This window comes from Paenibacillus sp. Y280, assembly GCF_056786335.1.
In genome coordinates this window covers 1-23,516 of the sequence record NZ_JBXCIW010000036.1, presented here as the reverse complement: position 1 = coordinate 23,516, position 23,516 = coordinate 1, and the positions used below count along the sequence as shown (strand labels likewise).

Annotated in this window: 21 protein-coding genes, 1 pseudogene and 3 riboswitches; of the genes and pseudogenes, 5 read left to right on the top strand and 17 right to left on the bottom strand. The window is 46.8% G+C overall.

The features are described 5' to 3' along the window. Positions 1-260 precede the first annotated feature (260 nt). The 13 genes and pseudogenes from AC1TPC_RS25880 to gcvH all read right to left on the bottom strand — a co-directional run bounded on the left by AC1TPC_RS25880 (position 261) and on the right by gcvH (position 13,251). On the bottom strand, positions 261-1,028 hold the full coding sequence (locus tag AC1TPC_RS25880; RefSeq protein WP_482069608.1) for an ABC transporter permease: 768 nt from the start codon (positions 1,026-1,028) through the stop codon (positions 261-263). Next, the gene (locus AC1TPC_RS25875; RefSeq protein WP_482069607.1) at positions 1,029-1,790 is read right to left on the bottom strand and encodes an ABC transporter ATP-binding protein; all 762 of its coding nucleotides are present in this window, start codon (positions 1,788-1,790) and stop codon (positions 1,029-1,031) included. A 14-nt stretch (positions 1,791-1,804) separates the two neighbouring features. After that, entirely contained in the window at positions 1,805-2,671 is an 867-nt protein-coding gene (locus AC1TPC_RS25870; RefSeq protein ID WP_482069606.1) for a pentapeptide repeat-containing protein, read from the bottom strand. A 13-nt stretch (positions 2,672-2,684) separates the two neighbouring features. Next, a complete protein-coding gene (locus AC1TPC_RS25865; RefSeq protein WP_482069605.1) occupies positions 2,685-3,014 on the bottom strand; it encodes a PadR family transcriptional regulator in 330 nt (109 codons plus the stop codon). Positions 3,015-3,525: 511 nt separating this feature from the next. Further along, a pseudogene (locus AC1TPC_RS25860) lies at positions 3,526-4,107 on the bottom strand (gfo/Idh/MocA family oxidoreductase); the annotation flags it as partial. A gap of 135 nt (positions 4,108-4,242) precedes the next feature. Beyond that, positions 4,243-4,611, bottom strand: a complete 369-nt coding sequence (locus tag AC1TPC_RS25855; RefSeq protein ID WP_482069604.1) for a hypothetical protein — start codon at positions 4,609-4,611, stop codon at positions 4,243-4,245. Positions 4,612-5,329: 718 nt separating this feature from the next. Beyond that, complete coding sequence (locus tag AC1TPC_RS25850) at positions 5,330-7,585, bottom strand: ATP-binding cassette domain-containing protein (RefSeq protein WP_482069603.1); 2,256 nt, start codon at positions 7,583-7,585, stop codon at positions 5,330-5,332. Between the two features lie 238 nt (positions 7,586-7,823). Continuing rightward, the gene (locus tag AC1TPC_RS25845; protein WP_482069602.1) at positions 7,824-8,246 is read right to left on the bottom strand and encodes an SRPBCC family protein; all 423 of its coding nucleotides are present in this window, start codon (positions 8,244-8,246) and stop codon (positions 7,824-7,826) included. After that, positions 8,243-8,572, bottom strand: a complete 330-nt coding sequence (locus tag AC1TPC_RS25840) for an ArsR/SmtB family transcription factor (RefSeq protein ID WP_482069601.1) — start codon at positions 8,570-8,572, stop codon at positions 8,243-8,245. Before AC1TPC_RS25840 ends, AC1TPC_RS25845 begins: the two co-directional genes overlap by 4 nt. 281 nt (positions 8,573-8,853) lie before the next feature. Then, positions 8,854-9,576: a hypothetical protein gene (locus AC1TPC_RS25835; RefSeq protein WP_482069600.1), complete on the bottom strand. Its 723-nt coding sequence runs from the start codon at positions 9,574-9,576 to the stop codon at positions 8,854-8,856. Between the two features lie 200 nt (positions 9,577-9,776). After that, positions 9,777-11,243, bottom strand: a complete 1,467-nt coding sequence (locus AC1TPC_RS25830) for a hypothetical protein (RefSeq protein WP_482069599.1) — start codon at positions 11,241-11,243, stop codon at positions 9,777-9,779. A gap of 396 nt (positions 11,244-11,639) precedes the next feature. Further along, positions 11,640-12,644 (bottom strand): phosphotransferase enzyme family protein, encoded by a 1,005-nt coding sequence (locus AC1TPC_RS25825; RefSeq protein ID WP_482069598.1) that lies wholly within the window; start codon positions 12,642-12,644, stop codon positions 11,640-11,642. A 214-nt stretch (positions 12,645-12,858) separates the two neighbouring features. After that, positions 12,859-13,251, bottom strand: a complete 393-nt coding sequence (gene gcvH / locus AC1TPC_RS25820; RefSeq protein WP_482069597.1) for a glycine cleavage system protein GcvH — start codon at positions 13,249-13,251, stop codon at positions 12,859-12,861. Between the two features lie 231 nt (positions 13,252-13,482). Continuing rightward, positions 13,483-13,599: riboswitch (glycine riboswitch) on the bottom strand. Positions 13,600-13,744: 145 nt separating this feature from the next. Continuing rightward, positions 13,745-13,846, top strand: a riboswitch (glycine riboswitch). A 3-nt stretch (positions 13,847-13,849) separates the two neighbouring features. Beyond that, a riboswitch (glycine riboswitch) is annotated at positions 13,850-13,954 on the top strand. Positions 13,955-14,060: 106 nt separating this feature from the next. Between gcvH and gcvT the strand changes: the two genes are divergently transcribed. Genes gcvT through gcvPB form a run of 3 tightly spaced genes read left to right on the top strand, consistent with a single transcriptional unit; the run spans position 14,061 to position 17,988 of the window. Further along, positions 14,061-15,164, top strand: coding sequence for a glycine cleavage system aminomethyltransferase GcvT (gcvT, locus tag AC1TPC_RS25815; RefSeq protein ID WP_482069596.1), 1,104 nt, complete (start codon positions 14,061-14,063; stop codon positions 15,162-15,164). Positions 15,165-15,169: 5 nt separating this feature from the next. Then, a complete protein-coding gene (gcvPA, locus tag AC1TPC_RS25810; protein WP_482069595.1) occupies positions 15,170-16,528 on the top strand; it encodes an aminomethyl-transferring glycine dehydrogenase subunit GcvPA in 1,359 nt (452 codons plus the stop codon). Then, complete coding sequence (gcvPB, locus tag AC1TPC_RS25805) at positions 16,525-17,988, top strand: aminomethyl-transferring glycine dehydrogenase subunit GcvPB (protein ID WP_482069594.1); 1,464 nt, start codon at positions 16,525-16,527, stop codon at positions 17,986-17,988. Before gcvPA ends, gcvPB begins: the two co-directional genes overlap by 4 nt. A gap of 537 nt (positions 17,989-18,525) precedes the next feature. Here gcvPB and AC1TPC_RS25800 read toward each other — a convergent pair. Together AC1TPC_RS25800 and AC1TPC_RS25795 are read right to left on the bottom strand one after the other, a co-directional pair. Then, positions 18,526-18,960, bottom strand: a complete 435-nt coding sequence (locus AC1TPC_RS25800) for an SRPBCC family protein (protein ID WP_482069593.1) — start codon at positions 18,958-18,960, stop codon at positions 18,526-18,528. 163 nt (positions 18,961-19,123) lie between these two features. Further along, positions 19,124-20,023 carry a LysR family transcriptional regulator gene (locus AC1TPC_RS25795; protein ID WP_482069592.1) on the bottom strand — a complete coding sequence of 300 codons (900 nt, stop codon included), beginning with the start codon at positions 20,021-20,023 and terminating at the stop codon, positions 19,124-19,126. A 113-nt stretch (positions 20,024-20,136) separates the two neighbouring features. On the opposite strand from AC1TPC_RS25795, the gene AC1TPC_RS25790 reads away from it, so the two are divergent. Further along, positions 20,137-21,519: an MFS transporter gene (locus tag AC1TPC_RS25790; RefSeq protein ID WP_482069591.1), complete on the top strand. Its 1,383-nt coding sequence runs from the start codon at positions 20,137-20,139 to the stop codon at positions 21,517-21,519. Positions 21,520-21,539: 20 nt separating this feature from the next. Here AC1TPC_RS25790 and AC1TPC_RS25785 read toward each other — a convergent pair whose 3' ends face one another. Next, positions 21,540-21,689: a hypothetical protein gene (locus tag AC1TPC_RS25785; protein WP_482069590.1), complete on the bottom strand. Its 150-nt coding sequence runs from the start codon at positions 21,687-21,689 to the stop codon at positions 21,540-21,542. A 216-nt stretch (positions 21,690-21,905) separates the two neighbouring features. Between AC1TPC_RS25785 and AC1TPC_RS25780 the strand changes: the two genes are divergently transcribed. Next, positions 21,906-22,115: a hypothetical protein gene (locus tag AC1TPC_RS25780; protein WP_482069589.1), complete on the top strand. Its 210-nt coding sequence runs from the start codon at positions 21,906-21,908 to the stop codon at positions 22,113-22,115. A gap of 209 nt (positions 22,116-22,324) precedes the next feature. Here AC1TPC_RS25780 and AC1TPC_RS25775 read toward each other — a convergent pair whose 3' ends face one another. Next, on the bottom strand, positions 22,325-23,113 hold the full coding sequence (locus AC1TPC_RS25775; protein WP_482069588.1) for a TerC family protein: 789 nt from the start codon (positions 23,111-23,113) through the stop codon (positions 22,325-22,327). Between the last annotated feature and the right edge of the window lie 403 nt (positions 23,114-23,516).

The following is a 23,516-nucleotide window of genomic DNA, read 5'->3' as shown; positions in this document are numbered from 1 at the left end:
GTTAGACGAGGGTTCTACTTTGAGTTATTCTCATTTACCCAAAGATTCAATTGGATATGGCTGGTAGTAATTCCATCCGTTTAAAGATCCAAATTAGAGATTGGTCACGGATTCAGGGTAATAATCTACGGAGACGTTGTTAGACTTATTTTCCTGCAGCATGCCAATAAATTCCATCCTTCCCTCCACTATAAACTGAGAACAAAATAAAGCCCGCGGTTTCCGCGCCGCGGACTTCATCCGGACGATAATGTCCTTTTTCAAACTTTCTTTTTATATACCTTCATTGCAAAGAAGTAGGCTACGATCAAAATTACGACGCACCAAGCAAGAGCGACCCATATATCATTGCCCACCGGCTGATCCGACAGCAGTGCACGAATGGCTTCCACGATCGAGGTCACCGGCTGATTTTCAGCGAAGGCGCGAACGACAGTCGGCATCGACTCGGTTGGCACAAACGCCGAGCTGATAAACGGCAGGAAGATAAGCGGGTAGGAAAAGGCGCTTGCGCCCTCGACCGTTTTCGCAGACAGGCCTGCAATCGCAGCTATCCAAGTTAATGCCAGCGTAAACAGCGCGAGTATGCCGACAATTGCAAGCCACGACAGGATCCCCGCAGACGAATGAAAACCCATAATCAAAGCGATGAGAATAATTACGATAAGGGATATAGCGTTCGATACTAGTGAGGTCAGCACATGTCCCCAAAGAAATGCGGAACGTGAAATGGGCATGGATTGAAACCGCTCGAATATGCCCTTCTGCACATCGTTGAACAGTCGAAAAGCCGTGTAGGATATTCCGCTAGCAATAGCAATTAGAAGTATACCTGGCAGCAGGTAATTTACATAGTTATCCGTTCCGGTTTGAATGGCACCGCCGAACACATAGACGAACAGCAGCATCAACGCAATCGGCGTGATGGCGACCGTAATGATGGTGTCCATGCTGCGTGAAATATGACGCATAGAACGTCCTAGCAGAATGCTCATATCTCTGAAGAAATGTTTCTGTACTCTCTCCATTTACTTTCCCTCCCTTTTGCTGACGATTGCAAGGAATATATCCTCTAATGTCGGCTGTTTTTCAACATACTCCACCTTTGCGAGAGGGAACATCTTTTTCAGCTCCGGGAGCGTGCCGCTGGCAATGATCTTACCTTCATGCAAAATGGCAATTTTGTCGGCAAGCTGCTCTGCTTCTTCCAGATACTGCGTGGTTAAAAGAACCGTCGTACCGCCGTTCGCAAGCTCTTTGACAATGTTCCATACCTCGATACGTGCCTCAGGGTCGAGTCCTGTGGTCGGCTCGTCGAGGAATATGATCTTTGGTTTTCCCACAAGGCTCAAGGCGATGTCGAGCCTGCGGCGCATACCACCCGAATAAGTGGATACTCTGCGGTCTGCGGCTTCTGTCAAGCCGAAGCTTTTAAGCAAATCGTCTGCAACCTGTCGTGGGTTTTTAAGGTAACGCAGCTTGGCAATCAAGATAAGATTTTCCCGTCCGGTCAATAATTCGTCAACGGCGGCAAATTGACCGGTCAGACTGATCGCTTGTCGCACATTCTCGGGCTTTGAAGCAACATCGAATCCGTTTACGGCAACGGATCCGCCATCATGTTTGAGCAGCGTGGTGAGGATTTTGACAACCGTAGTCTTGCCTGCCCCGTTGGACCCGAGCAATGCGAAAATACTGCCCTCTTCCACCTCGAAATCTACGCCCTTTAGAACCTGTAGATCCTTATAGGACTTTATGAGCCCTGTTACTTTAATTGATTGGTTTGGCATATTTTTATCCCCCTTTAAATTACGGTAACCTTAGACAGATCGGCTTCCATGCCCTTAAGAGAGGCATAAGTCAACTTATCCATCATCGCTCCGTCAAAGCAGATCGTTTTAATGATGCGATAATATTTCTTCGTTAACGTAAAACCTGAATTAAAAGACACATTTTTAAGCGTTGCTCCCCTAAACGAAACTTCGTTTAATGCCGCCTTGTCAAACGTAACGCCGATAAACGTCTGTCCGTCAAAACGCTGCCCGCCTAAGGCAGAGTACTTGAAGTCAACCCCATCAAATAAACAACCTTCAAAAATCGTTTTGCTAAGATCGGTCAGCGTTAACGTCACATCGGTCAGTCTTACTCCTGTGAATTTGGCTCCGTCAAGCCCCGACTTGCTGAAATTGGTTCGTACAAGGATCGTCTTATTGAAGCTTGCATTTGTCAGGTCAAGTGCGGATAGGCTGCAGTCCGTCAGATTCGCGCCGTTAAAATTAGCTTCGCGTACGTCGCTGCTCTTAAACGAACTGCCAGTCAAATCTGCGCCCGAAAAGTCGGAACCGTGCAACGCGCTGCCTGTAAACTGTCCTTTATGGGCCGTAACGCCTGCAAAGTCGCTTTTCGCCAGGTTGCTTCCGCTAAAGTTTGTCACCACCTGACGTTCCAGCGAGCGTGAGAGGTTGGCGACCTCCAGGATCGTTTGTTCGATGTCGCCGATACTCTCAATAGTCATCTTAAACGCTGTTTCATCGTCCTTGCCTTCAGCTTTGAGTTCACGGAATCGCTCCTGTAAATCGGAGTGCAGGTCAGTCTTTAATTCGGTGACGCTTTTTACTCCATCGTATGGCGTAAATACGCCGTTCAAATAATTCGTCAATTTCTGATTCATACATCATCTCTCCTTATAATAAGCTTTCAAGAACGCGCTTCGCGTACTCCCAGTTGCTTATATTGCGGGCGTAAGCAGTCTTACCCTTTTCGGTAATTCTAAAATATTTACGACGTCCACCCTGAGATTCATCACCCCAATACCACTCGATATCGCCTTCTGTCTCAAGCCGTCTGACGCTGGAGTACATCGTGGCTTCCTTTAATTCATATTCGCCGCCCGAGCGCTCGGCAATCAGCTTGACAATTTCGTATCCGTAGCGGTCAGCTTCGGATAAGAGCCGTAAGATCATCGTGTCGGTATGTCCGCGCAACAGGTCGGATGTAATTTTGTTCTCGCTCATTTAATCACCTCCGCATCTAAATGATACAACACAGTACCATGACAGTCAAGGTAGTATTATAAATAAAATACTTTTTCTGAAATGTTGCATGTTCATTCAGTAACTTTATGAAATGCCACTAGGTAGAACGAACGTTGAGAGCTCTGCACGTATCACATGCAGTTTCTTTCGTAGAAGTAGATAATCGGACAATGCTCTTGTCACAAAATGGTAATCGAATCAAGTTTTTGACATCGCATAATGACGAGAATTTGGTCCTATAACTAAAAAAAGCCCACGATTTACGCGGACTTCAATCGGACTATTTTGTTGTCACCTGACACCTTTGGTGTTCGGCCAGCTGGCCGGCTATGTGTTTCCACTGCTGTTCATGCCAAGCTTTATTACGCAATCCTTGTCCGCCGCTCTCATTCCTGCGATTGGCGAGGCAGCGGCGAACAACCTTTATAAACTTCTTATATTCCAACAAATATTGATTAACTCTTCATCACTCAGATGCATGTTGATGGAGCTATTTCGCTGCCGCTAACGCCTCGGCATAGTCTGATAATACGATCATCCTGCCATTATCTAAGCGTGATTCCTCCGCTGCAAAGGCCATTAAGTGACTCCTTACCGATGCGGCTGCTGAGGTCAAGCTTTCTTGTCCTGTATAATTCCGGACTTCCTTTAAGAAGCTGCGAACAATTCCAGCATCGCCGCCCCCATGACCAGTCACTTGAGGCGGAATTGTAAGCTCTGTCTTCTGGTGGGTCAGAAAGTCATACAGCGTTATGGTATCCCCTTCAGCCCGAAGCTCACCACTTGTTCCCATGATTTGAATTCTCCGTTCCTGCTCGAACGTAAACCCGCACATGCTGAACATCGCTGTTGCACCTCCTTCAAATTCCATGTTAACAACTTGATGATCGACAACGTTGTTATCACTGCGATATACACATCGACCATAATCCGTCTCACGAAGGCCAATAATAATATTCTCTTTGGTCAGATCAGGAGAGAAGTGTCTCGCCCAGCCTTTATACTGATTGCTTAAATAGAATCGTGGCGCAGAATAGGGGCAAGCTGCTTCTGCTGCGCAGTCCAGGCATCGGTATAGTGCAGGTTACACAGTGTATGGATATGAAATTGATAAAGCTGATAATTAAATAAACAAAAGCCCTGCCCTACCATTTGATATAACAATGGTGGGGTTTTGTTTATTTAAAGTGTACAACATAATTACGTACTAGTCCGCTATATTGACGACGTTATCTTTAACTTGATAAATGATATAGTTATGATTCCATTGCTGCACGGAAACGTTCGTTTCTTCATCCCCCTTTTTAAAAAAATAATTAGAGCCTTCTTGCTCGACATAGGTCCAGCCTTCGCTGCTCATTCGTTCTTTAAGAAGAGACTCAATGGAACGATTCTCTTTTGCAAGATAATGCCCCTCCCCATCCATCACGACTATTTGTTTATCCGTTGTACCTAATGTGTACATGAGCTTAATGTTATAGAATCCAATATTATTGATATAGGCAGCAGCGAGTATAACGACAAGAACAACGATTCCAATAATTCCGAATACCGCGACTTTCCAAGGTTTCCTCAAAATTATTTCACCACCTATGCGTATTTGAACTCAAATTAGCACGACTTCGTACGATTATTTCCGCCGAGGTGGTAATAGAAGCCAATGCTGGCTTATACCCTCGTACTGACTAAGCTTAGTCTGCAACTCCGGCTTCCGGTGAGTAATACCGGGAACATCAATTGTGTCCATCAAGTGGCTCATAACAAATCAAAGCTCCAGCAAGCCACTTATTCAATGTGTGGTCCCGTGACTTACCTCCAGGTTTCAAATGACCGCTAATATAGATTAGCGGTCATTATGTGTTTTCAAAGCATATACTTGATGTCCGCTAATGTAAGTCAAGATTTGGAGGCTTTTTCGGCTTTTTACCTTTTCATTTTCAAGGTACTGGTTAATAAAATGCTTTAATACTACGAACACGATGCTTTAACTTCTGCGGGTAAGTGGGCTCTTACATGCAGAATAAACGTTCGATGCAAACTATAGTCTGTCAGGATTAGAAAGTTCACCAGTGTTTTGTCCATCAATTCCCCTCCTACTAGACATCATTATACCACTTATTTTCCAGAGCCTTATCTTCAAAGCAAAATAAAAATGAGCAGGCCGCCGTAGCGACTGCTCATCTATGTGTGTTATTCAACAATTTTTCCTCGTTAGCTCAAAACCATATATTATAATAAAAAATCACACAGCGCTTGGAGTTATATGGTTACATATTCATGTCATTCGACTGCATCTACAACAAGTATTTTCCCGTGATCGACTGCTCCGTATGGATGATCTGCTGAGGTGTGCCCTCGAACACCACCTGGCCGCCTTTGCTGCCTCCATCCGGTCCCATATCGATGATCCAATCCGCATGGCTGATTACATCGAGGTTGTGCTCGATGACGATCACCGTATTGCCGGCATCCACGAGGCGGTTCATGATCTCCAGAAGGTGACCGATATCTGACATATGTAGGCCGGTTGTCGGCTCGTCCAACACGTAGATGCTGCCCTTCTTATGCAGCTCGCTTGCCAGCTTGATGCGTTGGCATTCCCCGCCCGAGAGCGTGCTGAGCGGCTGGCCGAGTGTAATATAGTTCAGTCCCACATCACTCATAGCCTGAAGCTTACGCACAACCTCTTTTAGCTGAAAAAAATCCAATGCCTGCTCCACAGTCATCTCCAGCACTTCTGCAATTGACTTGCCGTTCAGCTTGTACGCGAGCACCTCTTCCTTGAACCTTCTACCGCCGCATTCTTCACATGGCAGCTTCACGCTGTCGAGGAATGCAAGGTCTGTATACACAACACCAAGCCCTTGGCAGTTCTCGCAAGCCCCCTTGGAGTTGAAGCTGAACAAGCCTTGATTAACCTTGTTCGCGGAAGCAAACGCCTTGCGCACATCGTCCATAATGCCCGTGTAGGTAGCAGGATTCGAGCGTGTTGACACTCCTACCGCCGATTGGTCGATGACGATCGCATCCGGATGCTGGCTGAGGAATACATCATTAATCAACGTACTCTTGCCCGAGCCTGCGACACCTGTTACGACTGTCAGCACTCCGGTTGGAATATCTACACTCACGTTCCGCAGGTTGTGCAGTGTGGCATCCTTGATAGACAACTTGCCGGATGACTGCCTGCATTCGTGCTTCAGCTGGAGCGGCCGCTTCATATGAGTACCAGTCAGTGTACCTGCCTCCAGCAGGCCTAGGAAGCTTCCTTCATACACGATGGTACCGCCTCGGCTGCCAGCGTGAGGCCCGACGTCGACGATATGGTCCGCCAACTTGATCACATCGGGATCATGCTCGACGACAATCACGGTATTTCCCTTGTCGCGCAGCTTCTGAAGCAATTCATTTAACCGGTGAACATCCCGGGGGTGCAAGCCAACGCTGGGCTCATCGAAGATGTAAGTAACATCCACCAGACTGCCGCTCAGGTGCTTCACCATCTTGACGCGCTGCGACTCGCCGCCTGACAAAGTATCAGTCTCACGGTCCAGCGTCAAGTAGTCAAGCCCGATATCCACCAAATGCTGCAACCGCTCCGTCAGCGACTTGACGATCGGCGCCGCGACAGGATCGTCAATCTCCCGAATGACCCGGATGAGCTGTCCGACCTCCATGGAGGACAGCTCCGCAATGTTGAGTCCATTGATCCTGCAGCTTAGCGCGGCCTGACTGAGTCTCGCGCCGCGGCAGCTGGAGCAGGGTCCCTCTGAAATGTACGGCGCAACCGTTTTTTGTGTGCGCTCGGACTTCGTCTTCACATCCTGCTTGATGTATTTGTTGGTGAACTTCTCAATGACGCCTTCCACTGTTATATTCGTTGCCTTGCCAGCGAAATCCATCTTAACTTTCCTTGCCTTGGCGTACAGCAGGTGATCCAGTTCCTCATCCGAATAATCGCTCAGCTTCTTGTCGAGATCGAAGTCTCCCGACTGAACGATCATGCTCCATTCCCAGCCGTTCACCGGATAGTCCGGCAGCATAATTGCCCCTTCATTCAACGACTTTGACATGTCCAGCGCCTTGCTCATGTCGATGCCTAGCCTGCGACCGATCCCGTTGCACTCGGGACACATGCCTTGCGGATCGTTAAACGAGAACATGTGCGCTTGTCCAACATAGGGCTTACCAACTCGGGAGAAGAAAAGACGGAGTATGGGAGAGATATCAGTAATCGTTCCCATCGTAGAATGGGAACCGCCGCCCAGACGCTTCTGATCGACAATAACAGCCATGCTCAGGTTTTCGATCGCGTCCGTATCCGGCTGTGGAACGCGGGGCAGGAAATTGCGCACGAATATGCTGAAGTTCTCATTCAGCAATCGCGTGGATTCTGCGGCGATCGTATCGAAGACGATCGATGACTTGCCGGAACCGGATACCCCTGTGAAGATCGTGATCTTCCGCTTGGGAATGCGCAAGGATACGTTCTTGAGATTGTTTTCCCTCGCACCAGAGATTACAATAAACTCCTGATTAGATTCGCTCATTCTTAACATCCTTCCGATAGTGTTAATTTCTACTAATATTCACATTGTTAGCTTTATCCATATTCAATTAGTGTGAACTTTACCGAAACGACGAGAACTTGTCAGATTGTGAGAAGTAGACATAAACCGGCTGCAAACGAAATGCAGCCGGTTTATGTCTATTCGGGTCAAACAGTTTTCAACAATCGTACCCATTAATTTAGCCTGGGGGAAGGAGATGTTTTAGTACCGAAAGCAGTTATTGTTCCAACACCTTATCAAGCTCGCCGCACCATTTACCCCAGCCATACCTTGCGCCTTCGAGACCATGAACATTGGCGAATCCGGTTTGCTCGAGATGAAGGTTAACCTTTCCGTCCCCTAAATCCTGCAGCGTCCAGGTGACCGTGTGCTTCTCCTCTCCGCTGGCCCAAGTATAGGACACCCGGTTTGGTGCGTCCACGATAAGCACTTCCCCGTCAATAATGCCATCCCAATATTCGGACGGCTGAGTACGAAACTGAAAACGGTGTCCTACGACAGGCACAAAATCATTTTCCATCGGCTGACCATTGTGGATGTTGACCACCCACTTGGCAAGCTTGCTTGAATCGGTGATGGCGAACCAAAGCTTCTCGATCGTTGTCGAGTATTGAAAATCCAAGGTTAATACTAAACTCATTCTTCTTCCTCCTCCAATAGTTGGTTTAAGCGCAACATATTCGTACTCCAGAACTTGGTGTAGAAAGCCACCCAATCTTGAATTTCTCTAAGTGGAGAGGCGTTTAGCCTAAATCTCGTTTCTCTGCCGACTTTTCGGTCAAGTACCAGTCCAGCCTCTTTAAGTATTGTCAAATGCTTGGATACTGCTGTACGGCCCATTTGAAACTGTGCCGTTAATTCATGCAGCGGTATCTCCTCTGCCTCTGCTAACAGACGAATCAGTCGGCGCCTAGTTGGATCTGCAATCGCGTCATACACATCCCGCAGCTGGTCGTTATCTCTCACAACACCCTCTCCTAAAATATGATTACCTAGGTCAGCCGTTAATTTCACAACCTCCTAAGCGTATGCGGCTCTTTGAACGTAGGCCCCTTGAGGCGTGAATCGCTAATTTGACACCTTTCAGTGTCGCTTTGATTATAGGTCACCATTCAGTGTCGTGTCAACAACATCTTTAAACTCCACATGAATTCTGTCAGTAAGCTATGAGTGTCAATTATTATGAAGCGAAATGAAAACCTCATCCTATAATAGGAAACAGAATCCACTTGGCCAAGCAGGCTAATTTAGATTTCCTTGATTAATCTCCATAACTTTTTTGAATATACTAACCAGAACTTGTAATCACTTATTTCTTCCCTAAAATTGTATACTCTGTCCATATCCGTGTAATGTCCGATAGTAGTAATCGGTATTTTTAATTGAACTGTGCTCTTAATAACTCTCGATAAGTCAATGAATAATCCATCTCTCGTGCATTCTAATAGTGCCGATGTTATGTCCTTTGGTATATCGCAAAATTTTCTTCCGGTTAACTTATGAAGTTTCAAAGTAATCACTCTGGCCAGAAGAGTTTCATAATCATAAAGGTTTGTAACATAGAGCTTGTTAAACCAGCCGTCATCATGTGCATAATAGGCAAATCTTATCTTTGGAATATTATGTAATGGCTTAGCAAGATGACCAAAAAACAATAATTCAGCAATCTGATTGTTGCTTAAGGCATCCAAATCCTCTTCTTTCGAAAAATCCACCCAGCAAAAATCTCCATAGTCATAAACAGAATCCTCAATCAATTCATTAATTTCTTCCTTCATGACATAATCAAATCTAGAGTGTTGATTCCATTGAGCATTATCAAAATTATGCCTAAGCAGCAAAAGATTCTCCGGCCTGTTGTCTACACCGTTCATGAATTCATAAAATTCAATTCCATACGAATAAAAACAATTCGTTTGATGCTCGCCGCTTACATAGATCAGATCCCTTATTTTCATTCTTTTCTTCATTAAACATACCCCTCAAAATGTACGAATTGCTTCAATATAGTTATAACCCTATAGCTGTCGGAGGACAAGAACATATATCGTTACCCGGATTATTGATTTCACACCTTATTAACATACAAATAATGCGCTGCCATTCGACAGCGCATTAGTAAGTGATAGCGGATAAGCCCTTGGGAGCAAATCCGCCATAGCAATCTCTGTTACTGGTACGTTGAAAAGATAAAGTGCGTCTCTCCGTTGTCGCCGGTCACACCTGTCAAAGTTGGCATAGAGCCTCTGATTGGCAGTACCCAGTTTAGTGGAACAGCCTTTTGCCAGCCTCCATCAGCATAACGGATGGTATGCCATGCCTGTCCATCCTCGGTAGTAAAGACGAATTGCGTTTGTCCGTCAGAACCGGAGCTGCCACCTATTGCGATGACTCGTTTCTCCACCTGCAATTCTTTTCCTAGATCATTCAAACCCTTCCACTTCCCGCCATTTCTAAGGCGAAGAGTATGCCATAGATGTGCGCGGTTTGTAGCGAAGACAAACACCGCATCCCCGTTACTTGGACCTGCAGCCCCTGCAATCGTGGTAACTACTCCAGACCATTTAGTTGAAAGCTCGGCCGATAGGTTGCCTAGCGTCTGCCAGCTTCCGTTAGCACGCCGAATGGTGTGCCAGAGGTGTCCGTCATTTGTAGTGAACGCAAATTGCGTAGTCCCATCGGCACCGTTAGTTCCGCTGAGAGCCACCACGTTCCCAGGCACCTTAACTTCACTTCGAAGGTCGCCAATCGGCTGCCAATTCCCGTGCGATTCACGAATCGTGTGCCATAGATGTCCATCGCTGGTTGCAAAAATGATTTGTGTCGTTCCATTCGCCCCGCTCGCCGCTGCGACTGCTGCAACACCTTTGGGAATTTCAAGCAACCGAGAAAGATTGTCCGGCCCCGACCAACTGCCATCCGAGTGGCGAATCGTGTGCCACAATTCGCCAATTTCCTCAGGTCCTCCCCAGATCGTGGCGAAAGCTAAATGCGTATCGCCGTTTTCGCCTTTTGCACCTGCAACAGAAAGGATCGGACTTTGAATATTGAATTTATTATGCAGCTCCACCAGTGGCTGCCAGCTTCCGTCCGAGTTGCGCACAGTATGCATGAGGCTCTTGCTTGCATTAGACTTGGGATACAAAATTGCAACTAACTGCATATCTGAAGCGTCAATGTCCGTGCCTCCTGCGACAGCAATGCCATCCTTCATGATGGACGCTGGCAATTTGTAGCACATGATGGAGTTAGGGTCCGCCACCACCGTTTCACTAACGAGCGGGTCAAGTGGAGTAAGTACCTGTCCTATTGTCTTCTCGCGAGACCAATTATAACGCTCTGCAAAATAGGCGATTGCCTTTTCCGAGTCAATGAGATTCACGATCTCAGGACGGCGATGCTCATGAGGAAAGCCAAGTGTATGACCAGTTTCGTGACGAACGACACGTCGGAATTCTGATTCAGGCGTATCCATACTGAATCCTTCAAGATTCATCGTGGCCTTGTCAGGAGGAATCAGCAGAATATCGGTCCCGGTATAGGACCAATATCCTTTACCATCAAAACTGATTCGGACTTGAGGATTGTCAGATGATTCCGTAAACACGATGTTTCCGGTCACGTTCCATGCATTCATGTGGCTAATAATCCGTGCTTTCAATTCAGCAGATGGATTCCCGATGAATCCGACGGTCAGGTTTACCCCCCTTCTACTCCAGCGTTTCAATGTCAGTAAAGCCAATTTGATGGGGTTTGCTTGCTCCTGTTGTGACAAAAGTAGGACCTGGTGGGCTTTCGGCGCGTTCTCTGGGTTAATCTCGATCGCTTTCGCTGCCGCTTTTACCTGAAGTTCGGAAGGTAGTTCTTTGAGGGTGCACATGATTGAGTCGGATAAGTGAGTTGTTCTGGATGGGGGTATACTGCACATTGCTGACACCTCCAGTTCAAATTATAGAAAACACTCCTTAAGTATACTGTATCTAACGTAATAAATCTGCATAATTTTTCCATAGTAAAAAAAGGATTTTTTCTTTCAAATTTTTATCGGATTAAAAAGAAACGGTGCCCCTGCTAAATATTTTTTTATTATAGCTTGTGCATAGGGCTGTTCTTCTTTTAGCCCTTCGGTTTCCCTTGGATCAGGGGCATGATGACAATAATTCTCTATCATGACCATCACTGTAAAACTTTCTAGTGCGGGAAGCCAGTCGCCTTCTAGTCTCCTCTTGCTTTCATAACCTTTAATCAGTAACTCCCTTTGCCATGGATAAAGCCCCAAAATCGCATGTGCTATATCATATAGGAAGTATCCAAATCCACATCTCCCAAAATCAATTGGACGAGGTTCTCCATTATGAAATACAATGTTCCCTTGGTGCAAATCGCCATGAATTAATCCATAGCTTTCATCATCTTTGCTAAGATTGTTAATCCAGGAGAGTATCCTTTCAGCCGCTGATTGATACAACTGGAATTCGGTATCTATCAGGAACCGATCATAATGTTGCGATAACCGAGTCATAGCTTGCCTAAAGCTTTCCTCACCCCAAAAAGGGCGCATGAAGCTAGAGGTCAATTCGAAATTTTGTGATACCTGATGAAGCTTTGCCAAGAGGATTCCCTCTCTAAAAATTTGATCTTCAGTAAGATCGCCACTCGCTTGCACGCCTTCTACCCAACGCATCAATGAAGCGTAACCGATGTACCCATTCTCCAAATTAATTTGTACAGTTTTAGATCCATTTCGGTCTAATATCCCCTTAGGGAGGGGAATATCCATCTTTTCATTCAAAGCATCAAGCCAAACGAGTTCAGATTCTATTTCTTCTCTACTTATTCCTGCATGAAAAATACGGAGTAAAAAATCCCCTTCGTTACTCGTTTCTATTACAAATGTTGATGTACCGGATAATTGGTTGAAACGTATTTTTTCCCATTCCAAATTATAGTTTTGAAGCGCCATCAGAGCTGCTTGCTTTGATTGTGCAATAATCCGCTTAATTTCTTTTTCAGAATCCAGCTTAGACACCTTCGTCATGACATCCCCTTATCCCTTGAATTCCCATGGTACAAGAACAATACTGCAGAATATTTTAACACAGCAAAGAATTGAGGATTGGTTGACTTTGATTATAACTAAATTCACCAGAACGCCAATCTGATCGTCATGCATTCTTCAGCTCTGCGAACTCCGTCGGATGATAATAACTGTCGGCTTGCGTTCTCTAGCCTGCTGCATCGAACCGTTCTTCTTATTTCGTTGAAATAAAGGCTTCGTATTGCTCAGAGCTCAGCAGCGCCTTCACAATTTCCTCAGCATCTCCGTTTACCTTTACCTCTATAATCCAACCTTCTCCATAAGGCTCTGAGTTCACCAGCTCCGGCGAATCGAGCAGCGTCTCGTTGACCTTGGTGACAATTCCGTTAACTGGACTGAACAGGTCCGATACGGTTTTGACCGATTCAATCGTCCCCAATGGTTGATTCGCTTCAAGCTCGGCACCTATTTCAGGAAACTCGACAAATACGATATCTCCAAGTTGGCTTTGAGCAAAATCGGTAATGCCGATTCGAATCACTGTTCCGTTAGCCTTCGCCCACTCATGCTCCTCCGAATATCCCAAACCTGCTTTAACCTCGCTCATGCTCAACATCCTTTCATTCGTTTTTTTATAGTTTGCTTACTTTTTTAAAAAAAATTATAAGAACATCACCGTTTGTAAGCTCACGGGAGACACCTCCATATCATGATAAAAACACAAAAAAGGACAGAGAACCGGCTTGGTGCCGTGTTCTCTGTCCTGGGTACCTGAGAGTTTAAGCAGTCTTTCGACTGCGCTTACCCCTTTGGTGGCTATTCGCGCTCTCCAGAGTCGCGTCAGATGGCGGTTCTTTTACCTGAGAGATTAATCATCCGGCTGACTGGCCGTCGACTTGCTCCTTCGGTGCCCTGCGATTATTACCTCGCCTTGGGTCTCTCCCACCATCGTCATCCGCTTATGCCATTTAATGCTTATAGCTTAATGTAGAACGCAAGAACATGTCAATATACCTCACATATTTTTTTACTGCATGAAATTATCGTTGACACTCCATTCAAGGGTCGTGTATAAGTAGACTATAAAACCAAATATGCGGATGATGGTAAAGGGAGAGATCGCCCAGAACAGACAGCGGCGGCGCCGAAGGAGTAAACCTAATATGGGTGAATCTCTCAGGCAAAAGGACCTTTATCGGACGCACCTCTGGAGAGAACATACGGTGCGCTTAGAGCGTGCGCGTTGTCGCCCAAGGGGAAACCTGAACAAGATTCTTGTTCGGGGCAACTCTCAGGTACAAAGGACAGAGCAAAGAGAAAACGCAAAGCGGCATATTTGCTGCGGACGTTAGCTTTTTTGCTGCTGTCCTTATTTGCATTGTTCGGCTATTACGAATCCGAGGAGGACTGAGTAAGATGAACGAACTTAAGAAAACACCGCTATACCCGCTCTATGCCGATTTTCCTGGCGTACGCTGTATCGATTTCGGCGGTTGGGAACTCCCCGTTCAATTCTCCGGCATTCAGAAGGAACACGATGCCGTCCGTCAACAGGCTGGCCTGTTCGACGTATCCCATATGGGGGAATTTATGGTGACCGGGAGCTTCGCAGAAGCCTTCCTGCAGCAATTGACGACGAACGATGTGTCCAAACTCACCAACGGCCAAGCCCAATACACGCTGATGTGCTATCCGGACGGAGGCGTTGTCGACGATCTGCTCGTCTACAGGATCACAGCTGATCAATTTCTTGTCGTCGTAAATGCTTCCAATATCGACAAGGACTTCGATTGGATGCGCGAGCATTTAATCGGCGACGTTACGCTTGAAAATAGGTCCGATGAGCTGGCGCTGCTCGCTCTTCAAGGTCCTAACGCTGCCGCGATTATGGCTTTGGTGACGGAAAATTGCGACAAGCTGGCTCCTTTCCATTTTGCCACTGACGTATCCCTTGGCGGCGCTCGGGCGCTCGTCTCGCGAACGGGTTACACCGGGGAGGACGGCTTTGAAATATACGTCTCTGCCGGTCAGGCGAAAGAGGTATGGAATGCGCTGCTTACGGTGGGCAGTCCGTTTGGACTAATTCCTGCCGGTCTTGGCGCTCGCGACACGCTCCGCTTCGAGGCTCGCCTGCCGCTTTACGGCCAGGAGCTGTCGAATACGATTACTCCGCTTGAGGCTGGCTTAGGCTTCTTTGTCAAGCTGACCAAGGATAAATTCATTGGACAAGAAGCGCTGCAGCAGCAAAAAACGGACGGTGTGCCGCGAAAGCTGGTTGGCATCGAAATGATTGACCGCGGCATTCCGCGCCCCCACTATTCCGTATTTGCTCACGGAACTAAAATCGGAGAAGTAACGACAGGAACGCAGTCCCCGACACTGAAGCGCAACCTCGGACTCGCCTTAATCGACGCCGATTATGCGGAGCTCGGAACCGAGCTTTGGGTGGAAATTCGCGGAAAACGATTAAAAGCCGTCGTTATTAAGACCCCATTTTACAAAAGACTGCCTAAGGAGTGAGCCTCGTGCCCAACAAACACCGCTATATCCCGATGACCGATCAGGACCAAGCCGACATGCTGAAGACGATCGGCGCAGAGTCGACGGAAGAGCTATTTCGTGATATCCCCGAAGCGATTCGCTATCGCGGCATTTTACCAATGTCACCTGCTCTTGACGAGTTCTCGCTGCTTGAGCATATGAAGGCATTTGCCGGCCGCAACGCTGACACTGACCGCTACACCAGCTTTCTTGGCGCGGGCATTTACGACCATCACCTTCCCGTCGTAATTAATCATATGATTTCGCGATCCGAATTTTACACAGCTTACACTCCTTATCAACCGGAGATCAGCCAAGGCGAGCTTCAAGCTATTTTCGAATTTCAGTCCTATATCTGCGAATTGACCGGCATGACTGTTTCCAATGCGAGCATGTATGACGGAGTAACGGCGCTTTCAGAGGCCGGCGCTCTTGCGACCGGAGCGACGAAGCGCAAGCAGCTAATCATCTCCCGCACCGTTCATCCGGAAGCCCGCGAAATGGTCCAAACGATGGCTCATGGCTTGAACCTGGAGATCGTAGAAGTCGGCTATGCGAATGGGGTGACAGATCTCGATGCATTAAAGGCAGCCGTGAGTACCGAGACTGCTGCCGTGCTTATCCAATCCCCCAACTTCTTCGGCTGCATTGAGGATATCGCTGCCATTGAGCCCATCATTCACGGCGTGAAAGGATTGCTCGTCGTCAGCACGAATCCGATGTCACTCGGACTGCTTGAGACCCCTGGCAAGCTCGGTGCCGACATCGTCGTCGGCGATGCTCAGCCGCTTGGCATTTCGCAATCACTCGGTGGACCTACCTGCGGCTTCTTCGCTGTCAAAGAGCCGCTCATGCGCCGGATGCCCGGCCGAATTGTCGGCCAGACGACCGACCTCGATGGCAAGCGCGGCTTCGTATTGACACTGCAAGCCCGCGAGCAGCACATCCGCCGCGAGAAAGCGACATCCAACATTTGCTCCAACCAAGCCTTGCTTGCCCTCTGCGCTTCGATATACTTGTCGACCATGGGTAAACAAGGACTTTACGATGCAGCTAACCTGAACCTGCAGAAGGCCCACTACGCCTCCCGCCAGCTCATTGCCCAGAGCGGAATCAAGCTTCCATTCTCCGCGCCTTTCTTCAACGAATTCGTAATCCAGCTGCCTGAAGGTACGTCGGTGAAAGTCATGAATCTGAAGCTGTTGAATGCCGGATTCCTTGGCGGTTTTGACCTTGGGTCGGCCTATCCGGAGCTGACCGGCCACATGCTCGTTGCTGTCACGGAGAAACGCACGCGCACTGAAATCGATAGCTTTGCAAGCAGACTGGGGGAATTGGCATGACGATGACAACCAAACCGGAAAAAGCACTTATTTTTGAATTGAGCAAGCCTGGCCGCGTGGCCTACTCGCTTCCAGCCTGCGACGTTCCCGAGGCTGCGCCCGGTGAATATATTCCACCAGTGATGCTGAGAGAATCACAGGCTCAGCTCCCGGAAGTGTATGAAGTAGACGTTATCCGTCACTATACCGAGCTGTCCCGCCGCAACTTCGGTGTCGACAACGGCTTCTATCCGCTTGGCTCCTGCACGATGAAGTACAATCCCAAGATCAACGAGGATACAGCACGCTTCAACGGTTTTGCCAAAATCCATCCCTATCAGCCTGAAGAAAGTATTCAAGGCGCCCTTGAGCTGCTCTATACGCTCCAGAATGATCTGGCCGCTCTCACCGGAATGGACCAGGTGACGCTTCAACCCGCCGCCGGCGCACATGGCGAATGGACAGGACTTATGATGATTCGCGCCTATCACGAGAGCCGCGGCGAGAAACGAACGAAGGTAGTCGTACCGGATTCCTCGCACGGAACGAACCCAGCCAGTGCAACCGTTGCCGGCTTCGAGACGGTTACAATCAAGTCGAACGAGCGGGGCATGGTCGATCTTGAAGCCTTGCGCGCAGCTGTTGGCAGCGACACCGCCGCGCTTATGCTCACCAATCCGAGCACGCTCGGTCTGTTCGAGGAGCAGATCGTTGAGATCGCGCAAATCATACACGATGCTGGAGGCCTGCTCTACTATGATGGAGCGAACTCCAATGCGATCATGGGCATTTCCCGCCCTGGCGACATGGGCTTTGACGTTGTCCATCTCAATTTGCACAAGACGATGAGCACCCCGCATGGCGGAGGCGGTCCAGGTTCCGGACCCGTCGGCGTAAAGAGCAAGCTTATACCCTATTTGCCGAAGCCGATCGTTGGACGCCGCGAAGACGGAACGTACTTCTTCGACTACGATCGTCCCATGTCAATTGGCAGGGTCAAAGCTTTTTATGGCAACTTTGGTATTCTTGTGCGGGCCTATACGTATATTCGGACCTACGGTCCGGAAGGGCTGCGACACGTATCCGAATGCGCAGTGCTGAACGCCAACTATATGATGCACCGCCTCGCATCCCACTACGAAATTCCGTATCCTGGCGTTTGCAAGCATGAGTTCGTAATGTCGGGCCGCGGACTAAAACAGTACGGTGTCCGGACGTTAGACGTCGCTAAGCGGCTGCTCGATTTCGGCTATCATCCGCCGACGATTTACTTCCCGCTTAACGTTGAGGAGTGTATCATGATTGAACCGACCGAGACGGAAAGCAAAGAAACGCTTGATAGCTTCATCGACACGATGATTCAAATCGCCGAAGAGGCCAGAACGAATCCGGAAATCGTCATCAATGCCCCGTATAATACAGTCGTACGCAGGCTCGACGAAACGACGGCAGCGCGCAAGCCGGTGCTGAACTGTACTTGAGGCTGATCGCTGACTTCAACACATGAATTTGTGATGAGAGGATTGAAGTTCCGTTATATTTGCGTTTTGACCATTTTTGCGTATTATGCGGACATGAGATCCGTTATCACCATTTAAACGAGGGTAAAAATGATTTTTTTAAGTGATTAGCGGAATCTGAGTCCGCGTACGCCACAATACTCGCTGAATTAGAAAAATAAAGGTTTCTCTGTCCGGCTGAAGATCTCGTTTACACCACCGTCACTTGACTGATTAGTTAATAGCGAAGAATTTGGGAGCGTCTATCACTTTTAAGCGTCTCTTTCGTTTGCTCATCATTTACTCCATTTGGCTGCAAACCGCTCAAAATAGTAAGATGGCGGTACAGGAATAGCCCCTGCACCGCCACTCTTCACTTTAGTTCAAAGCGAGCTATTTCTTAGCGGCGAGTTTAGTCATCTTGAGACTGCCTTTCTTTCTGACCGTATTATTTTCCTCGATCGTACACAGCAAAGCGCATGCCGAGGTTGGCATGCGCTTCTAAGGTGCGAAAATATTTTATTCTATTGTAGCCGTTTCTGCATATTTCTTGAAATTATCTAAAATCGCCTGCCATCCAGCTTGTTGCATCTCGGCGGCATTAGTCTCTTCCGCTTCGAACGATTCGATGATTTTTGTATCATTGTCTTGGCTGATAAACGTGATCTTCACTTTCCTGCCGTCAGCAATCGTATAGGAGATGCTTTCGTTAATGCTCACCTCGTCGTAAACGCCGCCGAAATCAAATCCAAAGCTGCCGTCTTTAGCTTCCATTCTCGACACGAATTTACCGCCGACCTTCAGATCGTTCTCGGCGAATGGCGTGTGCCAGTCATCGGAAGCCTTATTCCATTGTGTGATATGCTTCGGTTCCGTCCAATATTTCCACACGCTTTCGATGGGAGAATGAACGATCGTTTCTACTGTTATAATTACCGGATTACCTGTTCCCATAACATAGCCTCCTAATATGAATATATTATATCTCAAATAATACCATGAACATTCACTGATAGTCGATATGTACTCATCAACTGTGTTACGCTTCTTTCAACTTGACCGCAGACCAATCTGTCAGCGGATAACAGCGGTCGATGACCGCACGCAGTGCGCATCTCTATGTCTCCATTGCTATTGTCTGTTTGGATATCCCCTCAAAATATTGTACAACAACCTCACGGAATTCAAGAGCAGCCCGCGAAATGTACCGATTCCTGTTCCATAATAAAGCAATTTCTCGCACCAATTCGTGATTCTCTACTTCGAGATATTTAATAGATTCCCGTGAAAACCGTGCCGTACTTGGGATAAAGGCTATGCCAATTTCTGCCTCCACAAGAGTGATTAGCCTTGCCGGTTCATCACCCTCATACACGTATTTAGGTACAAATCCAACCGATTGGCATATAGAATCCACTAGATCGCGAGTGCCGTAGCCTCTCTTTACACCGACAAACCATTCATCCTTTAGTTCTGACAAAGATACGCTGCTTCGTTCTGCCAGCCGATGTCCTTTTGGAACAGCTACAAGGATCGGGTCTATGTATACAATTTGACATTCGATGTCATCCCCTTGTATTGGAGGTGAGGATAAGCAGATATCGACCTCTCCTCTATGTAAAAGCGTAACCATTTCTTTCGTGGTTAGCATTTGTACGTGAAATTGGATATGGGGACGCTTATACCGAAACTCTCTAAGGATATTTGGTAACGTGCTAGCGGTGGTTACTGCCAATTCGATTGTGCCATGTTCCGGTCTGGAAAAATCGCTAATCTCCTGCTTCCCTTGTTCCAATTCAAACAAAGCCCGTTCTGCACGGCGTAGGAATCTGCTTCCGAACTCATTCAATCTCAGCTTTCTCCCTATTCGATCGAATAGAGGGACCCCTAAATCCTCTTCCAAGCGTTGAATCGTTTTGCTTAGTGACGATTGAGATACATGCAGACTTCGTGCAGCTTCGGTCACATGTTCCAGACGAGCTACGGTGAGAAAATATTGCAGTTGAAGAAGTTCCATATCATGTCCTCCCTTCATTCCCTCGAGTCAATGTTATCATAACATAAAATGCGTTGGTATGAATAAGCGAAGTCAAGTACGATGACATTAATACGCTTTTGGGGGGACCAAAAATGAGTGTTCGCAGCAAGTGGTTGATGTTTTCCGTCGGAACAGGGGTATTGTTAAATCCATTAAATTCTTCGATGATTTCTGTTGCTATTGCACGGCTGCAAAATGTGTACGGCCTTGACTTTACAGTAGTTTCATGGATTATTTTTTCTTTCTACATTGCAAGCAGTATCGCTCAGCCTGTTATGGGAAAAGCCAGTGATTTATTCGGTCGCAAGAAGATATTTCTTACCGGACTTGTTGTAGCCTTCGTTGCATCATTATTAGCTCCACTATCACCAAGCTTTGGCTGGCTTATCGTGCTCCGCATTGTGCAATCCATCGGAACAAGCATGATCGTTTCAGTTGGAATGGCCATTGTGCGAATTCATATTACGGAGAAACAAGCGACTGCGCTGTCCGTTTTATCCATATTCCTATCTGGAGCGGCAGCAGTTGGACCCTTTATTGGCGGGGTCTTGATTCACTGGTGGGATTGGCCTGCTATCTTTTTTGTCAATATACCGATTGTGGTGACGAGCTTTCTATTAGCTTGGAGGAATATTCCTAAAGACGAACCGCCAACAACCTCTGCACAGGGCATGTCCTTTCGTAAATGGTTTGATTTGATAGATGCGTCAGGGGTTCTGCTTTTCACAGTGGGGCTGGTTGCCCTGCTCGTTGTAATACTGTCAGCAATATCAGCTGGGCATGTTTCATTTTTGCATGTCATTGTCGGATTGATAGGCCTCGTTTCACTGGTGGCTTTCGTACGACATGAGTTTAAATCGACATCACCCTTTATTCCCTTGCGCACATTCGCAAAATATCCTGCGATGGTTTGGCTCAATGTTGAATTCATCCTCGTGAATGTACTTTATTACTCGCTCTTTTTCGGGCTTCCGTCCTACTTGCAAATGGTACGTCATGTCAACGAATTCCATACAGGAATTCTCATGTTAAGCCTGGGTTTGTGCTCGCTTGCTGTTTCGCCAATAGCAGGACGATGGATTGATAAATCAGGTCCTCGACCAGCATTGCTAGTATCCGGAATACTGATGACACTTGGGTCAATATGGTTAATGACATGGAATCAAACTTCACCAGTTATCAGCGTCTGCTTGGCGTTAGCTGCATTTGGTATTAGCAACGGGTTGAACAATGTCGGTATGCAAGCCGCCTTGTTCAGAAGTTCTCCAAAAGAAATTATCGGTGTAGCATCTGGAATATTTATGACATCGAGATATTTGGGAACCATTCTCTCATCATTGTTGCTGGGCATCGTAATGGGAGATAAGTTCAGCGCCGGGGGAGTTCGATTTCTTGGGGCTATCCTCTCGGTCATTGCATTGTCCTTCGTATTCATGAGTTGGAGGCGCCGAGAGTCAGGGGAAATGGAGGCATAACATCTGTCATCCTATTTAGGTTACAGATGTGCATCCTGAGCAGCACTATGTTTCAGGTATGTCATGACTCCTCCTTCGGTCGCCGACGGCCATGCATTTTCCGGAATCATCCGATCTGCAACCGCTTCTAAAATCTCGCTCGAAAAATACGTCTGATCGCCAATTCTCATCTTACTTCCACCCTCCAATAACATTCAACAGCATCATTTTCAGCGAGATAAATCTCTAACTATTCATAACTTCAAGTACCAGATGTTACCTTCGAAGACGAAAAAATCGATGAGATGTCTTCATTTGTATTCTCTGCCATTGCTTTGTATGATGTTATTAGTGTAGTATTTTGATTTAGGATAATAAACAAATAGAACCGTGGAGGGTATGCTTAAATGCAACAGAAAATTAAACTTCAAGAAGGTCAAAGACTAATTACGAACAAAGATTTTGAGATAGCGATTTCTGAAAAAACTATAATCAAACCGATGCAAAACGGAATGCAGATTAGACCAGCCTCAACAATTATTGGATATAACGATGATTCCGTTCGTATGTCTGATGGAAGCATTATCCATAGAGCAGCAAATTCATTTTTCGTCTAAAGAGAGCTTCGACATGACCGATATAACTATCGGTCTTTTTTATTAATTTCGAGCCGACAGCCATAGCCAGTTGCCAAAAAGAAGCAGCCCCCAAACGATACATCATCGTCATGCGGCTCACCCTGTATTCCGATATTATAGGCACAATTAAAACAGCCTGTTGAGGTTACTCAACAGGCTGCTGCTTCCATTGCATATATATAATCCGATTAAGCCGCTCTTGATTCGTGTTTTTCCTTCTCCTTGCCTCCTGAAAGGAACCAACCGCTTACCGCGATAAGAATAAGCACGACGTAGAACGTAACTTTCCAGCCTGCCGATTCTGCGAAATCATGCGGGATGACGTGCAGCGATGGATGTGCAAGTGTATGAACCGCTAACTTAACACCGACCCAGCCGACGATACAGAATGCGGCAACTTCCAGAGCTGGTCTGCTCTCCAACAGCTTTACGAACATATTCGCTGCAAAGCGCATGATGACAAGTCCAATAAAACCACCTAGGAAAATGACGATAAAGTGACCGCCATCCATACCTCCGATTTTCGGCAAGTTCGTTGTCGGCAATGCGACGGCGAGGGCAACAGCCGCTAGAATAGAGTCAATCGCGAAAGCGATGTCCGCCACTTCAACTTTGAGAACAGTCATCCAGAAACCACTTTTCTTTGGTTCTTTTCCTGTATTCTTGGCTGCTGTTTCTTCGCCTTTCTTGACGATGACCTTACGTAATATATGGTTGAGCGCGATAAACAGTAGATAGAGCGCCCCGATGGCCTGCACCTGCCAGACATCGACCAAAAACGAAATTGCGAACAACGAAGCAAAGCGGAAAACAAACGCGCCTGCCAAGCCATAGAACAATGCCTTTTTACGTTCAACTGGAGGCAAATGCTTAACCATAATCGCAAGGACGAGAGCATTGTCAGCTGCAAGCAGCCCCTCTAGCGCAATCAATACAAACAGTACCCAGCCATACTCTAATAATATTCCGAAATCCATTCTATATCCTCCCAAAATTAATTGTTAAGCTTACCGACTAGTGTCTTCTCTCCTTTGCGTATGGATAACTAATAAATTGCGATATAGCGTCTTTCATATTAAAAGGTGATACGGGATGCGGACAACATTGGTTTCATGATTCATAGATATATTTTAGATTCTGTAAAACCATAAAAATAAGTTCTTTTCTTTGCTCTAAAAAAAACAGCGATTTATGCGGATTTCTAAGTGTGTTTTTACTTTAAATGTAATATTTTCCATCCCTTTTTGCTAACGAACATATAATCCTGAATTACGAAAGTACCATCACATAAAAATATAAAAAAGTGCCCCGATCTTTGGTAGAATGGTGTTTGCGAAGACAACATCACCCAAAGAGAGGAGCAACCATAAGATGAAGTCT

Bases quoted from the DNA above. Each gene is read 5' to 3' on its own strand.
- AC1TPC_RS25880 (WP_482069608.1), bottom strand. From the start codon at position 1,028: ATGGAGAGAGTACAGAAACATTTCTTCAGAGATATGAGCATTCTGCTA.
- AC1TPC_RS25875 (WP_482069607.1), bottom strand. From the start codon at position 1,790: ATGCCAAACCAATCAATTAAAGTAACAGGGCTCATAAAGTCCTATAAG.
- AC1TPC_RS25870 (WP_482069606.1), bottom strand. From the start codon at position 2,671: ATGAATCAGAAATTGACGAATTATTTGAACGGCGTATTTACGCCATAC.
- AC1TPC_RS25865 (WP_482069605.1), bottom strand. From the start codon at position 3,014: ATGAGCGAGAACAAAATTACATCCGACCTGTTGCGCGGACATACCGAC.
- AC1TPC_RS25850 (WP_482069603.1), bottom strand. From the start codon at position 7,585: ATGAGCGAATCTAATCAGGAGTTTATTGTAATCTCTGGTGCGAGGGAA.
- AC1TPC_RS25845 (WP_482069602.1), bottom strand. From the start codon at position 8,246: ATGAGTTTAGTATTAACCTTGGATTTTCAATACTCGACAACGATCGAG.
- AC1TPC_RS25835 (WP_482069600.1), bottom strand. From the start codon at position 9,576: ATGAAGAAAAGAATGAAAATAAGGGATCTGATCTATGTAAGCGGCGAG.
- AC1TPC_RS25830 (WP_482069599.1), bottom strand. From the start codon at position 11,243: ATGAATGCATGGAACGTGACCGGAAACATCGTGTTTACGGAATCATCT.
- AC1TPC_RS25825 (WP_482069598.1), bottom strand. From the start codon at position 12,644: ATGACGAAGGTGTCTAAGCTGGATTCTGAAAAAGAAATTAAGCGGATT.
- gcvH (WP_482069597.1), bottom strand. From the start codon at position 13,251: ATGAGCGAGGTTAAAGCAGGTTTGGGATATTCGGAGGAGCATGAGTGG.
- gcvT (WP_482069596.1), top strand. From the start codon at position 14,061: ATGAACGAACTTAAGAAAACACCGCTATACCCGCTCTATGCCGATTTT.
- gcvPB (WP_482069594.1), top strand. From the start codon at position 16,525: ATGACGATGACAACCAAACCGGAAAAAGCACTTATTTTTGAATTGAGC.
- AC1TPC_RS25800 (WP_482069593.1), bottom strand. From the start codon at position 18,960: ATGGGAACAGGTAATCCGGTAATTATAACAGTAGAAACGATCGTTCAT.
- AC1TPC_RS25795 (WP_482069592.1), bottom strand. From the start codon at position 20,023: ATGGAACTTCTTCAACTGCAATATTTTCTCACCGTAGCTCGTCTGGAA.
- AC1TPC_RS25790 (WP_482069591.1), top strand. From the start codon at position 20,137: ATGAGTGTTCGCAGCAAGTGGTTGATGTTTTCCGTCGGAACAGGGGTA.
- AC1TPC_RS25785 (WP_482069590.1), bottom strand. From the start codon at position 21,689: ATGAGAATTGGCGATCAGACGTATTTTTCGAGCGAGATTTTAGAAGCG.
- AC1TPC_RS25780 (WP_482069589.1), top strand. From the start codon at position 21,906: ATGCAACAGAAAATTAAACTTCAAGAAGGTCAAAGACTAATTACGAAC.
- AC1TPC_RS25775 (WP_482069588.1), bottom strand. From the start codon at position 23,113: ATGGATTTCGGAATATTATTAGAGTATGGCTGGGTACTGTTTGTATTG.